At 73.0% G+C, this 12,980-nt stretch carries 13 protein-coding genes and 1 pseudogene; 5 read left to right on the top strand and 9 right to left on the bottom strand.

Translation table 11 applies throughout. The annotated features are described in order from the left end of the window. Window positions 1-273: 273 nt before the first annotated feature. The 3 genes from ACWCPI_RS34180 (at window position 274) to ACWCPI_RS34170 (ending at window position 3,033) form a co-directional block, all read left to right on the top strand. Window positions 274-1,170, top strand: a complete 897-nt coding sequence (locus tag ACWCPI_RS34180; RefSeq protein ID WP_451041836.1) for an arginase family protein — start codon at window positions 274-276, stop codon at window positions 1,168-1,170. A 103-nt stretch (window positions 1,171-1,273) separates the two neighbouring features. Further along, a complete protein-coding gene (locus ACWCPI_RS34175; protein WP_451041835.1) occupies window positions 1,274-2,515 on the top strand; it encodes an SLC13 family permease in 1,242 nt (413 codons plus the stop codon). A 44-nt stretch (window positions 2,516-2,559) separates the two neighbouring features. Next, a complete protein-coding gene (locus tag ACWCPI_RS34170) occupies window positions 2,560-3,033 on the top strand; it encodes a universal stress protein (protein ID WP_451041834.1) in 474 nt (157 codons plus the stop codon). A 52-nt stretch (window positions 3,034-3,085) separates the two neighbouring features. Here the strand turns inward: ACWCPI_RS34170 and ACWCPI_RS34165 are convergent. The 3 genes and pseudogenes from ACWCPI_RS34165 to ACWCPI_RS34155 form a co-directional block, all read right to left on the bottom strand. Then, window positions 3,086-3,346 (bottom strand): annotated as a pseudogene (locus tag ACWCPI_RS34165) (DUF899 family protein); the annotation flags it as partial. 88 nt (window positions 3,347-3,434) lie between these two features. Continuing rightward, a complete protein-coding gene (locus ACWCPI_RS34160; protein ID WP_451041833.1) occupies window positions 3,435-4,190 on the bottom strand; it encodes a dienelactone hydrolase family protein in 756 nt (251 codons plus the stop codon). 118 nt (window positions 4,191-4,308) lie between these two features. Further along, window positions 4,309-4,929 (bottom strand): L-threonylcarbamoyladenylate synthase, encoded by a 621-nt coding sequence (locus ACWCPI_RS34155; RefSeq protein ID WP_451041832.1) that lies wholly within the window; start codon window positions 4,927-4,929, stop codon window positions 4,309-4,311. Between the two features lie 203 nt (window positions 4,930-5,132). On the opposite strand from ACWCPI_RS34155, the gene ACWCPI_RS34150 reads away from it, so the two are divergent. Beyond that, complete coding sequence (locus tag ACWCPI_RS34150) at window positions 5,133-6,665, top strand: helix-turn-helix domain-containing protein (protein WP_451041831.1); 1,533 nt, start codon at window positions 5,133-5,135, stop codon at window positions 6,663-6,665. Window positions 6,666-6,787: 122 nt separating this feature from the next. Here ACWCPI_RS34150 and ACWCPI_RS34145 read toward each other — a convergent pair whose 3' ends face one another. The 6 genes from ACWCPI_RS34145 to ACWCPI_RS34120 are packed head-to-tail and all read right to left on the bottom strand — an operon-like array spanning window position 6,788 to window position 12,211. Continuing rightward, window positions 6,788-8,035, bottom strand: coding sequence for a cytochrome P450 family protein (locus ACWCPI_RS34145; RefSeq protein WP_451041830.1), 1,248 nt, complete (start codon window positions 8,033-8,035; stop codon window positions 6,788-6,790). Continuing rightward, window positions 8,032-9,303: a cytochrome P450 gene (locus tag ACWCPI_RS34140; RefSeq protein WP_451041829.1), complete on the bottom strand. Its 1,272-nt coding sequence runs from the start codon at window positions 9,301-9,303 to the stop codon at window positions 8,032-8,034. The genes ACWCPI_RS34145 and ACWCPI_RS34140 overlap by 4 nt, the downstream gene beginning before the upstream one ends. Then, complete coding sequence (locus tag ACWCPI_RS34135; protein ID WP_451041828.1) at window positions 9,300-9,944, bottom strand: GTP-binding protein; 645 nt, start codon at window positions 9,942-9,944, stop codon at window positions 9,300-9,302. Before ACWCPI_RS34135 ends, ACWCPI_RS34140 begins: the two co-directional genes overlap by 4 nt. Then, window positions 9,913-10,278, bottom strand: a complete 366-nt coding sequence (locus tag ACWCPI_RS34130) for a DUF742 domain-containing protein (RefSeq protein WP_451041827.1) — start codon at window positions 10,276-10,278, stop codon at window positions 9,913-9,915. Before ACWCPI_RS34130 ends, ACWCPI_RS34135 begins: the two co-directional genes overlap by 32 nt. Then, window positions 10,275-10,697, bottom strand: a complete 423-nt coding sequence (locus ACWCPI_RS34125; RefSeq protein ID WP_451041826.1) for a roadblock/LC7 domain-containing protein — start codon at window positions 10,695-10,697, stop codon at window positions 10,275-10,277. The genes ACWCPI_RS34130 and ACWCPI_RS34125 overlap by 4 nt, the downstream gene beginning before the upstream one ends. After that, on the bottom strand, window positions 10,694-12,211 hold the full coding sequence (locus ACWCPI_RS34120; RefSeq protein ID WP_451041825.1) for an ATP-binding protein: 1,518 nt from the start codon (window positions 12,209-12,211) through the stop codon (window positions 10,694-10,696). Before ACWCPI_RS34120 ends, ACWCPI_RS34125 begins: the two co-directional genes overlap by 4 nt. 359 nt (window positions 12,212-12,570) lie before the next feature. Here ACWCPI_RS34120 and ACWCPI_RS34115 point away from each other — a divergent pair, with 359 nt between their 5' ends. Continuing rightward, window positions 12,571-12,807, top strand: a complete 237-nt coding sequence (locus ACWCPI_RS34115) for a hypothetical protein (RefSeq protein WP_388796234.1) — start codon at window positions 12,571-12,573, stop codon at window positions 12,805-12,807. Window positions 12,808-12,980 lie beyond the last annotated feature (173 nt).

The raw sequence follows: 12,980 nt of genomic DNA, 5'->3' as shown, positions 1-12,980 counted from the left end.
GAGCAAGGTCTACGGGTCGAGGATGCGTGGAGCAAGCCCTTACCGTCGGTAGCCGTTGAGCTCTGCAGCAACAGGAGTCCACTCCGGTCACACAGGGGCGACTTTCGGCCGGAGAAGGGGCCCTCCCTCGAACGCCCGGCCGGCGGCGCAACCCTTGCCGCACCAGGAGCCGTCCACACCGCCGCCCGCCGGGGCGCGAGTGGTACGGGGCCGGCGGATGTGGCACAGATGGAGTGGGGAGGCGGCGGTCGGACTGCGGCGGAAGGGCCGGGCATGCGGGAACTCGCGATCATCGAGGCACCGTCCGTACTCGGCCTGCGGCCCTCGGGAGTCCAGGACCTGCCGGCGGCCCTGCTCGACGCCGGCCTGCCCGCCGGCCTCGGCGCGGTGACGGCCGGCCGCGTCGAACCGCCGGCCTACGACCCGGTCCGCGACACCGGCACGGGCGTCCTCAACGCGTACGCCATCGCGCGGTACTCCGCCCGGCTGGCCGACGCCGTCGGCGACGTCCTCGACACCGGCCGTTTTCCCGTGGTCCTCGGCGGAGACTGCAGCATCCTGCTCGGCAACCTCCTCGCCCTGCGCCGCCGTGGTCGCCACGGACTGCTGTTCCTGGACGGACACACCGACTTCTACCAGCCCTCGGCGGAGCCCCGCGGCGAGGTGGCCTCGATGGAACTCGCCCTCGCCACCGGTCGTGGCCCGCGCCTGCTCACCGACCTGGAGGGACGCGGCCCGCTGGTGCGGGACGAGGACGTCGTGGCCCTCGGCTTCCGCGACGCCGAAGAGTCCGCACGAGCCGGTATGCAGGCCCTGCCGCCCGGTCTGTACGCGGTCGACCTGGACGGCGTACGCGCGGTCGGCGCGGCCACGGCAGCACGGCACGCGGTCGACCGGCTCACCGCCGGCCCCGACGGCGGGTACTGGGTCCACCTCGATGTGGACGTCCTCGACGACATGGTCATGCCCGCCGTCGACTACCGCATCCCCGGCGGGCTGACCTGGGAGGAACTGGAGAGCGTGCTGCGCACGGCCCTGGCCGAGAGGCGCGCCGTGGGCTTCGACGTCACGATCTTCAATCCCCGTCTCGACCAGGACGGCACGATCGCCGCCCGACTCGCCGAGTGCCTGCGCAGGGGGCTGGGGGTGCGGACAGCCCGGCACCGGTGACTTCGTTACGCTTTGGGCACCTGAACGATCAAGCGCTCTCCCGGCCGCGCCGCGGCGCACCGGGCCCCCATCCCGAAAGGCTCCCACCCTGAACGACTCGCTCATGGAAGCGCTCTCTGCCGTCCTGCTCGTGTTGGTGCTGGTCTGTGCAGTGGTGCGTCCACGGGGTCTGCCGGAGGCGGTCTTCGCCGTCCCGGCCGCCGCGGTGGTCATCGCCACCGGGGCCATCCCCCTGGACCACGCGGCGGACGAGGTCACCCGTCTCGGTCCGGTGATCGGCTTCCTGGCAGCGGTCCTCGTGCTGGCGCAACTGTGCGACGACGAGGGACTGTTCCAGGCGTGCGGCGCCTGGATGGCGCGCACCGCCGCGGGACGCCCGCGCCGCCTGCTCGGCCAGGTGTTCCTCGTGGCCTCCCTGATCACCGCGGTGCTCAGCCTGGACGCCACCGTGGTCCTGCTGACCCCGGTGGTCTTCGCCACCGCCGCCCGGCTCGGTGCCCGTGCCAAGCCGCATGTGTACGCGTGCACCCACCTGTCGAACACGGCCTCCCTGCTGCTGCCCGTCTCCAACCTCACCAACCTGCTGGCCTTCGCCGCCAGCGGCCTGAGCTTCACCCGCTTCGCTCTGCTGATGGCGCTGCCGTGGCTGGTCGCGATCGCCGTCGAGTACGTGGTCCTGCGCCGGTTCTTCGCGGTGGACCTGGACGCCGGGGCGCAGGCCCCGTCCGTCGACGAGGCCCCCGAACTGCCGGTGTTCGCCCTGGTCACGGTGGCGGGCACACTGGCCGGGTTCCTGGTGACCTCCGCGGTGGGGATCGATCCGGCGTGGGCGGCCCTCGCCGGCGCGCTGGTGCTGGCCGTCCGCGCCCTGGCCCGGCGCCGGACCACCCCCGCGGCCCTGGTGCGCGCCGCCGCGCTCCCCTTCCTCGCCTTCGTGCTGGCCCTGGGCGTCGTGGTGCGGGCGGTCGTCGACAACGGGCTGGACGACGCCCTCGGCCACCTGGTCCCCGACGGCACCGGCCTGCCCGCGCTGCTGGGCATCGCGGTGCTGGCCGCCGTACTGGCGAACGTGATCAACAACCTGCCGGCGGTCCTGGTGCTGCTGCCGCTGACCGAGGCGGCCGGACCCGGTGCGGTGCTGGCGGTCCTGCTCGGCGTCAACATCGGCCCCAACCTCACCTACGCCGGGTCCCTGGCGACCCTGCTGTGGCGCAGAATCGTGCACGAACACGACACCGACGTGAAACTGGGGGAGTTCACCCGGCTCGGCCTCCTGACCGTGCCGGCGGCGCTCACCTGCTCGGTGGTGGCGCTGTGGGGGGCACTGCGGCTGACCGGCACCTGAGCGCACCCGACCGGGGACGGAACGAGAGGCTGGAGGTGATCCGTATGGCCGTCGTCGTGTGGATCGTCGAGGGCACCTGGCACGCGTGCGTGGACGCCGCCCGTAGCCAGGTCCCCGAGGGCGCGCAGATCGTGCTGCTGCACGTCACCGGGCACGAGAGCGAAGGCGTCGCGCACGGCGCTTTCGCCGGTCTGCTCGGCCGGGGCCACCCCGAACGGGACCCCGGCACCCGGATGGAGCGGTCGGCCGCCGATTCCGCCCGCGGGCTGCTGCGGGAGGCCGCCGACCGGCTCGGCAGGCCCTGCACGCGGGTGGAGCGCTCCGGCCGGGTCGAACGCGCCGTGGTCGACGCGGCCGAGGGCGCCGACCTGCTCATCGTGGCCCGGGACGGCGACCGCGGCCACCGCGGGCCCAAGAGCCTGGGCCCGGCGGGACGGTTCGTCGTGGACCACGCGCCCTGCCCGGTGCTGCTCGTCTGGCCGGGGCCGGCCCCGGACCCGGCTGGCGCAGCCCGCTGATCCCGTCGGCCGCGCAGGAGCAGCTGGGGCATCCGGTGTCCCGGGGGTGCTCGACGCCGTCGGCGTCGATGTCGTACGTCCACATGAAGTGGTGCATGACCAGCTGTGGGCGCCCCTCGAACAGGTCGAGCAGGCGGACCGTCCCCGGCGGGCCCTCGAAGGCGTACGGCTTGTCGACGCGGACCATGGGCAGCCGGCGCCGCTCGGCGTTGACCCGGTCCTGGGCGCGTGTGAGCTCCTTCTCCTCGGCCAGCAGTTCCTTGCGGGCGGCGAGCCACTCCTCGCGCGACACCACATCCGGCAGGTTCGCCATCGACGTCATCTCGGGGCTCCCCCGGTCGAGGCAGGGACTCCTTCAGCTTGCCCCTGCCCCGCCCGCGGCGCACATCGCGCCCGGCGCCTCAGAACGTCCGCTCCAGCAGGTCCAGCAGCGCCGCCCAGTGCCGCTCGTCCCCCTCGGGGTGGTACGCGGAGGTGTCGGCCTGGGTGAACCCGTGCCCCGCCCCCGGGTAGACCTCGCAGCGGTGCCGGACCCCCGCCTCGGTGAGCGCGTTCTCCAGGCGTTCGATCTGCTCGACGGGCAGCGACGGATCCTGGTCCGCGTGGCCGAAGTACAGCTCGGCGGTGATGTTCCCGGCGACCAGGTGCGGGCTGTCCGGCGCGTCGGTCGCGAGTCGGCCGCCGTGGAATCCGGCCGCCGCCGCGACCCGGTCCGGATAGGTCCCCGCGGTCAGCAGGGCCAGCCGCGCCCCCATGCAGTAGCCGGTGAGCGCGACCGGGCCGTCGGCCACCGCGGGGCTCTCGGCCAGCGCGCGCAGGAAGGCACCGGCGTCGCGCATCGCCCGCTCGGGCGTCAGCGCCTGCATCATCGGCAGGACGCTGCGGAAGATCTCCGGCCGGGCCGCGAGATCGATGAACTCGGGCAACTCGACCACCGGAGCGCGACCGTGACGATGGAACAGGTTGGGCACCAGCACCGTGTACCCGGCCGCGGCCAACCGGTCCGCCATCGCCTTCAGACGCGGCCGCAGACCGAAGGCGTCCATGTAGAGCAGCACCCCCGGCCGTGGCTCTCCGTCCACGGGACGGACCAGGTAAGCGTCGGCGGTGCCGTCCCCGGTCGGGACGTCGACGGCAATTCCCTGTACGGCGGTCATGGCGGCGGCGGGCTTCTCTGTGCGGGGAGTCGGCGAGCACGGCCCGCGGACGGGCCGGATCGAGGCCATCGTGGCACCTGCACCTGTGAGCGCCCGACCGCCTCGACCCGGCCCCGGCTCACTCGAACCGGGACGTGTCGCCCGCCCCCTTGCGTACGATCTCGGCCTCACCGCCGGAGAAGTCGATCACCGTCGTCGGCTCGGTGCCGCAGTCCCCGGAGTCGACCACCGCGTCCACCACGTGGTCGAGCCGGTCCTTGATCTCCCAGCCCTGGGTCATCGGCTCGTCCTCGTCGGGCAGCAGCAGCGTGCTGGAGAGCAGCGGCTCACCGAGCTCGGCGAGCAGCGCCTGGGTGACGACGTGGTCGGGGATGCGCACGCCCACCGTCTTCTTCTTCGGGTGCTGGAGCATGCGCGGCACCTCCCTGGTCGCCGGCAGGATGAAGGTGTAGCTGCCCGGTGTCGACGCCTTGATCGCCCGGAACACGTCGTTGTCGACCCGGACGAACTGGCCGAGCTGCGCGAAGTCCTGGCAGACGAGGGTGAAGTGGTGCCGGTCGTCCAGGCGGCGAATGGCCCGGATCCGCTCGATGCCGTCACGGCTGCCCAGTCGGCAGCCGAGGGCGTAGCAGGAGTCCGTCGGATACGCGATGAGCGCACCGGAGCGGACGCTCTCGGCGACCTGGGACACGGTGCGCGGCTGAGGGTTGTCGGGGTGCACGTCGAAGTACTTCGCCATTCACCGAGCCTATGCCCTGCACGGCCGCCGGCAGCGCAGGGCCGGGCAGGAACACCGGCGATCGCGCCGGGAGGGGCGGGGATGGATCCCACGATCCTGGGAAACCCGTCCCCCGTGCGAGCGCCCGCATACGACCGTGCACGCGTGAGGTAACGTCCCGAACGGTATGTCGGGACGGAGTGCAGGACGAGGTGAAGGCCGACGTGGCTGAGAGGGAGGACGGGGACCGTCCGGCGGGGGTGAGGGGCGCCGACGCCTCGGCCTGGGCCGAGGAGTTGCTGGGCCATCTGCGGCCGACCGGGCGTGACGTGCGCCGGGTCGTGGCCTGGCTCGCGGACGCCGTCCAGGGCACCGCCGCGCTCCAGGACGACGCGGGAACCCTCCTCGCGGGCACCCGACCGCCCCTGGACGACCGCCTGGTCGCCGACATCGCCGCCGGCCGGATCGCCTCCGCCGCCTGGGAAGGGCAGGGCCGTCATCTGCGCCTGGTCAGGGTCGTGTACCCCGACCCCACGGCGGCGGGGGTGCTCGCGGTGTCCCGGCAGGCGCCGTTCGACCGGCGGACCGCCGACATGGTCACGCACACCGTCCAGGTCATCGAGCTTCTGCTCAAGGCGGGCGAGACGACCGCCGCCGGGCGCCGGCTGGAGAGGGCGACGTCCGATCTGCGCCTGGCGATCCTGCAGTTGCTGATGGTCGAGGACACCGTTTCCGCCCGCCGTGTCGCCGCGGGACTGTGGCCGGGCCTGCTCGACACCGACACCGCCTGCGTCTACGTCGTCGAGGGCAGCGCCGAGGAGCGCGACCGGCTCGCCCAGGAGTGCATCGAGGCCACCGACGAGCGGGCACTGGTCGTGCGCTGTCCGGCGATGGACCAGCACGTGATCGTGGTGGCCCCCGACGAGGCAGCGGCCGGTGAACTGCGGTCGCTGATCGGCCCGCGTCCCGGCATCTTCATCGGCGGCAGCGCCCGGCAGAGCCTGGCCCGTACCGCGACCGCCTACGGCCAGGCCGTGAGCGCCCTCGCCGTGGCGCACTTCCGCCCGGACAAGGCCGCGGTCTACGCGGAGCGCACCCACCCCGAGCGCCTCATCGACCCGGCCGCCCTCCACGACTGGACGTCCGCACTGCTGCGGCCGCTCGACACCCTGCCGCACCACACCCGCGCCGAACTGCTCGCCACCACCCGGCTGGGCCTGGAGTTCACCGCCGTCAACACGGCGAAGGTCCTCGGCGTCAGCCGCAACACCGTCCGCGCCCGCATGGAGCGCGTGGAGACCCTGCTGCGCACGGACTTCTCCGACCTGACCGCTCGCGCGGTGGTGCACCTGGCGCTCAACATCCAGGTGGGCCGGGCCGGCGAACCCGACGGCCCCGGCGCCCGCGAGGAGTCCGGCGCCTCGCTGCGCGAGCTGCTGTCCGGCCCCGCCATGCGGACCTGGGCTCAGGACCTCCTCGCCCGCCTGGACAAGGACACCCGGGACCTGCGCCGCACGCTGCGCGCCTGGATCGCCGAAGGCGGCAACGCCGAACGCGCCGCGCAGGCCCTCGGCGTCCACGCCCAGACCGTCCGCGAGCACGTCCGCAGCGCCGAACCGGTCCTCGAACGCCAACTCCTCGCCGGCGGCAGCGACCTGTACGAGGTCGTCCTGGCCCACCTCGCCGTGGCCGACCTGGAACCCCCCACCCTCCCCGGGGCGAAACCGGGCCTTCCGGACTCACTTGTGCACAGGTGAGCCCCGCGGGCCGCGAAGCGGGCACTGCTGCGATACCCGATCCCTCCGCGTAGACGTAAGTTCGACTGCGCCGCGGGGACACGACCGGAACGGGGGACCGGTCGCGTCCCCGGGTCGGCGTGTCATCCCTCGCGCAGCCGCACGGGGATCTGCTGCCAGCCGAACGCGATGAAGGACGGCACCTGACGCAGTTCCTCCCCCTCCACGGCCAGGCTCAGGCCGGGGAAGCGGTCGAACAGCGCGGGCAACGCCGTCAGGGCCTCCACCCGGGCCAGCGGAGCCCCGATGCACCGGTGCACACCGATCCCGAACGCCAGATGGTCGTCGGCCCCGCGCGTGGCGTCGAAGGCGTCCGCGTCCGGCCCGTAGTGCGCGGGGTCCAGTCCCGCGGCGGCGAACGTGGTGATGATGGCGTCCCCGGCGGGAACGGTCACGTCGCCGACCTCGATGTCACTGACGGCGAAGCGCAGGGGGAGCGCCGCGATCGACGGATGCACCCGCAGCGTCTCGTCGACCACCGCGTCCCAGCCGATCTGCCCGGACCGCACGGCCGCCAGCTGCTCGGGATGGGTGAGCAGGGCGACGACCGCGTTGCCGATCAGGTTGACGGTCGTCTCGAAACCGGCACCGATCACCAGCAGCAGCGTGTACAGCAACTCCTCGTCGCTGAGCCGGTCGCCGTCCTCGTCGCGCACCCGGATCAGCTCGGTCGTCAGATCGTCCCCGGGATGCTCGGTGCGGTGGGCGATCAGCGCAGGCAGCACCGTACCGATCTGCTGCTGCACGAACGCGGCGTGCTCCGGGCTCGGGTCGGAGGTGTCCATGATGGACGCGATGAGCGCCCCGGTCGCCTCCCGCAACTCGTCGGGAACGCCGAACAGTTCGCAGATCATCCGCATCGGCAGCGGATGTGCGAAGGCGGCCTTCAGGTCGACCACCGCGGCTGCCTCGCCGTCGGGGGCGTCGAGCGCGTCGAGCAGCTCCGTGGTGATGGCCTCCACACGCGCCCGCATCTTCTCCGTACGCCGCTGGGTGAAGCTCGGCGCGACCAGTTTGCGCAGCCGCGTGTGGTCGGCGCCGTACGTCGAGAGCATGTTGACCACGCCGACCCAGCCCAGGATCCAGCCCCAGGAGGGGTGCTCGCCCACCTCCGGCCACAGCCTCCAGTGCAGCCGGGGGTCCTTGCTGACCTGCGGGTCGAGGATGAGTTCCCTGAGGGTGTCGTAGGTCGTCGGCGCCCAGGCGGGGATGCCGCCGGGCAGCTCCACCGGCACGATCGGGCCGAGGGCGCGCAACCGTGCGCTCTCGCCGGGGATGTCGGCGCCGAACGGGTCGACGGCGAAGCGTTCGGTGCGGTCGGTCACGGTCACGAGGCGACTCCTGGCTGGTCGGGGGAGCGAGGGCTGAACCGGACGGGCAGGGACGTCAACGAGCGGTGGAAGGGGCCGGGCCGCCAGGTCAGGCGCTCGCGCGGCAGGACCGGCTCCAGATCGGGCAGCCACTGGGTGAGCCGCTCGATCGCCTCGGTGGCGATGAGCAGCGTGTGCTGCCGGACCGGGCAGGCGTGCGGGCCCGCCGACCAGGACAGGTGCGAGGCGTCCCTGGGGTGGCGCCGGCCCGCGGCCTCCGGCTCGGCGACGGTCGGACCTCCCCTGCCCTGCGGGTCGTCCTGGAGCGCGAGCGCCCCGTAGGAGACGACCACCGGCACCGCGGCCCTGATCCACGCGCCGTGGAAGGAGACGGGCCTGCGGGCATAGTGGATGCCGTAGTTGGCCAGCGGCGTCTCGTGGTGCAGCACCTCCGTCACCGCGTCCGTCACGGGGCGGGCGCCGCTGGTGAGGGTGGAGTAGTACCGCGGGTTGCCGAGGACGCGGGACAGCGCGTTCGACACCAGGTTGGCGGTCGGCTCGTACCCGGCACCGAGGGTGAGGAACACCTGCCAGGTGACCTCCTCCGCGGTGAGTTGCGCGGGGTGGTCCAGCAGCCGGCTGGGCAGGTCCTCGCCCCGCCGCTCGGTCTTGGCCGCGATCAGCTCCAGCACGTAGCCGCCGAACTCGGCCTCTCCCTCGGCCGCTTCGGCGCCGCCCTCCATCATCTTGCCCAGTGCCAGGTGCAGGCGGTCGCCGTGGCTGTCCGGCAGTCCGAACAGGTCGTTGAACACCAGCGCCATCAGCGGGCGCGTGAACTCGCCCACCAGGTCCGCCCTGCCCTCGGGCCCGAACCGGCCCACCAGCACCCGCACCGCCCGATGCACCCGCGCACGCAGGTCGTGCGGTTCGATCCGGTCGAAGGTGTCGATCAGCGAGGTGCGGTAGCGGGCGTGGGCCGCGCCGTCGGCGAACAGCGTGTTGGGCCGCCAGCGCATCATGCCCAGGACCGGCGAGTCGTCGGCGACCGTCGACTCCCAGGGCCGCGGGTCGTGCGAGAACGTGTCCGTGTCGTGCAGCAGATCCAGTGCCGCGCGCCGGCAGGTGACCACGTACGCCGGTACGCCCGGCGCCAACTCGCCCCAGCCGACCGGCCCCTGGGCGCGCAGGGCCTCGTAGTACGGGTTCGGATCGAGCGCGAAGCCGTCCTCCCACAGGCGTACGGGTGCCGAGCGGGCGAAGACGTGCCGGTCGGGGGAGTGGGTGGTCACCGTTCCTCCGGAGTGTGACGGTCGATCAGGTGCTGGACCAGCGCGAGCAGCGCGTCCACGGACGAGTCGGCGACCCGGGCGTCACACGTGACCATGGGTGTGCCCGCCTCCAGGTCCAGGGCCGCGCGCAGCTGGTCCTCGGTGTGGTGGCGGGGCGCGTCCGGGAAGGTGTTGAAGGCGACCGCGTACGGCAGGCCCGTCTCCTCCACCAGACCCAGCACGTCGAAGGACGCGTCGATCCGACGGGTGTCGACCAGGACGAGGGCGCCCAGCGCCCCGTACGCGATGTCGTCCCACAGCGCACGGAACCGCTCCTGGCCGGGTGTGCCGAACAGGTACAGCACGACGCCGCCGGGCAGGCTGATCCGCCCGAAGTCGACGGCGACGGTGGTGGTCGTCTTGTCCCGCACCCCGGCGAGATCGTCCACCCGCGCCGACGCCTCGCTGAGCGGTTCCTCGGTGTGCAGGGGCCGGATCTCTGAGACCGAGTCGATCAGGGTCGTCTTGCCCACTCCGAAGGGGCCGGTGATCAGGATCTTCACCAGGTCCCGGGCGGTGTCGGGCAGGTGGACGTCCGCGCGCGGGGCCGCCGTGTCGCGGGTGGGGGCGTCACCCGGGGTGTTTGAGGGCGCGAAGGCCATCGGCCACTCTCTTCAGCAGGTCGGGGTCGAAGCGTGCCGCGGGCGGGATGGGCGCACGGGCCAGTACCAGGTCCCGGTCGATGAGTTCGGCCGCGAGGACACGCACCGCGGACACCGGCAACCGCAGCAGCGCCGCGGCCTCCACCACCGTCAGCAAGCCGCCGTCCAGCGCGTCCAGCAGGGCGAGCTGGGCGGCCGGCAGCCCGGCGGGGACGGCGCCGCGGGTGCTCATGAGAAGGGACAGCCGTTCCAGGTGGGGACGGCTGGGCCGGGCCACACCGCCGGTCGACAGATACGCGGGAACCAGAGGGCGGCCGGCACGGCGGCCGGTCATGCCGGCGCGCCGCCCTCGGCGCCTCGGGGCACGGCGGTCATCGCCTTCTCGCCCATCCGGGCCACCTGTGAGTGGACCCGGTGCGCGAGCAGGTCCAGGCGCACCTCCTCGTCCCCGTACGCGGCCACGCACGTCCCGTGGTCCGTCGGCACGATCAGCACGTACCCGTGGTCCGACTCGATGACGACCTGCCGCACCTCGGCCCGGTCCCGGTCGGCGAACGCGGCCGCCGCCGTCCGGCACGCTCCCTGCACGGTGCTGGTGATGGCGGCCACCCGCTCGGCCGAGGCCCGGCTGAGCGCGTCCGTGTACCCGGTCACCAGACCGTCCCGCGTGAGCAGTACGGCGGCCACCACGTGCGGCACCTGCAGGATCGGTTCGAGCACCCATGCCGTGTCTCCCGCGTCGCGGCTGGTCATCGAGCCGTTCCCCCTTCGTCCTCGTGGTGCTGGTCGGTCCGGTCGGTGTCCGTGTCGTTGCTCGTGTTTATGGCCGTGGCTTCGGGTACGGCCGTCGCGGTGTCGCCGCTGCGCTCGCCGGCCGCCGACCGGGCCGCGGACGTGGCGGCCTGCAACGCGCCCAGGGCGGCGGCGGCCTGCTCGGGACGGCGCCCGGCGGGGCGTGGCGCGGGCGAGTCGGCGGACGATGCCGTCACCCGCGTACGGCGTCGGCGTTGCGGAAGGCCGGCGGTGTCGCGGGAGGCGGGATGCCCGGACGGGGCGTCGCGGACGCCCGCATCAGGCTCGGCGCCGTGTCCGTGGGAGGCCGCGGAAGCCTTGCCGTGCGGGTCGTCGGGGGCCTCGCCCGCGGACGCGGCGGGCGTGGCGCCCGGCGCCCCGGTGGACGGTCCGGTGGCGGCCCTGCGCGTGGAGCGGGGCGCGCTCGCGGCCGGTGGCCGCTCCTCGGGGTCGATCCGGCTGAGCAGACGGCTGTCGACCCGCAGCACCGCCCGCACGCCGCCGTACGGCGACGGCGACGACACGTCCACGCTCAGATCGAACTGCCGGGTCAGCTGGCCGATCGCGGCGAGCCCCATGCGCGGTGGGTCGCCCAGTTCGGTGAGGAGGATCGGCTCGGCCCCGGCCACCAGCCGCTGCGCCCGGGCGCGTTCGTCCCGCGTCATGCCCAGGCCCGCGTCGTCGACCGTGACGCAGACGCCGTGATGGACGTGCTCCAGGTCGACGACGACGTCGGTGTCCGGCGCGGAGTGCCGCAGGGCGTTGTCGAGGAGTTCGGCGACGATGATCGCGACCGGTTCCACGGCGTGGGAGACCAGGGCCGTACCCGCCGCCAGGTGGTTGTGGACCCGGACCCGGTGATAGCCCGCCAGCCGGGCCTGGCCACCCGTCACGGCGTCCACCACGTGCGACTCCTCGCGGGCGAGTCCGACCCAGGCACCGCACACCACGGCCGTGACCTGCGCGCGCCGCAACGACTGCTCGTTCTCGTGGTCCAGTTCGAACAGGGTCTGCGCCAACTCGGGTTCGTCGTACTGCTGCTGCAGCCCGCGCAGCGCGTCCTGCAGCCGGTACAGGGCCGCCTGTATCTCGCGTGTGGCCCCGCGCATGCCCGCCTGCGCGGCGGCGTCGATCCGGGTGCGCTGCGCGGTCAGCTCGGTGCGCAGGCCGGTCAGTACCTGGTCCAGCGCGTGGCCCAGCGGTGTCCCCGCGGACTGCGGGTGCAGCGGGCCAGGCACGGGGACATGGGGATGCGCCAGCTGTGCGGCGGCGGCGGGCAACCGGTGAGCCGCCAGATGTTCGATCTCGGCCGTGAACGTCCGCAGGACGCCGTCGAGTCGGCTGCGCAGTGCGGCGATCTCCGCACGCTGCCGGTCCCGTTGGCGGAGCGTGCGCAGCAGACCGCAGCCCAGGGCGAGCGCGGACAGCGCGCCGACGGCGAGACCGCCGGTCACCAGGTCCGGTGTTTCGATCATCGAGTCGGTTCCCAGGGTCGGTCGGGATCAGTCGGGCAGGGTGGGGTCCGGTGCCGTGGGGCGAGGCGCTCGCAGCACAGTACACACCGTCATCGACCGATCTCGCACGGTCGATCAACACATCGCTTCGAAAGTGACGGGACTCTGCTCACACTTGCGTCATCTGTCGGAGATGCCTTGAAGCAAGGGGGAGTTGGCCCAGTTGCCCGCTCTTGACCGACGCCTTTGTCATGACCCTGGGGGGATGTCCTCGGCGTCGCGGGATTGCGCGGGAATGGCGCCCTCCGTGCGGTGTGTCCGTTCGGGCGGCGGGTACTCGGCGGGTCCAGGAACGAGATCGATCGCCGGAGGAGGTCCGAATGACCAGCGGCACGGAGACCGGTGGTGTGACCGGTACGCAGGACAAGGACTACAACCTGATCTGGTACGTGGAGGCATGCCTGAGCAACGCGCTGCGGCTGGAGACCTACATCGAAGACGCCGAGCGCGAGAAGGACGCCGAGGTGGCCGACCTGTTCCGCAAGGCCCAGGCGGACAGCCGCAAGGGTGCCGAACTGGGCAAGGCGCTCCTGCGTGCGCGACTGAACGGCGGCTGACCCCGCCCTGCCCGTGGGGCCCGGACATTGAGCGGTATCGGGTGTCCGGGCCTTCGCCTGTCCTGGTGTGCGGGTCGTGGTGGACCTGTGGGGAGCCCTGGCTTCGTCAACCATCCGACGGACACGTAGAGTTTACGTTCGTTCGGTCCATCGAACCGGACGGGCTTGCTAGG

The organism is Streptomyces sp. NPDC001920, from assembly GCF_053594495.1.
Note: the sequence above shows the minus strand (reverse complement) of the source record. Positions and strands in the feature narration are given on the sequence as shown.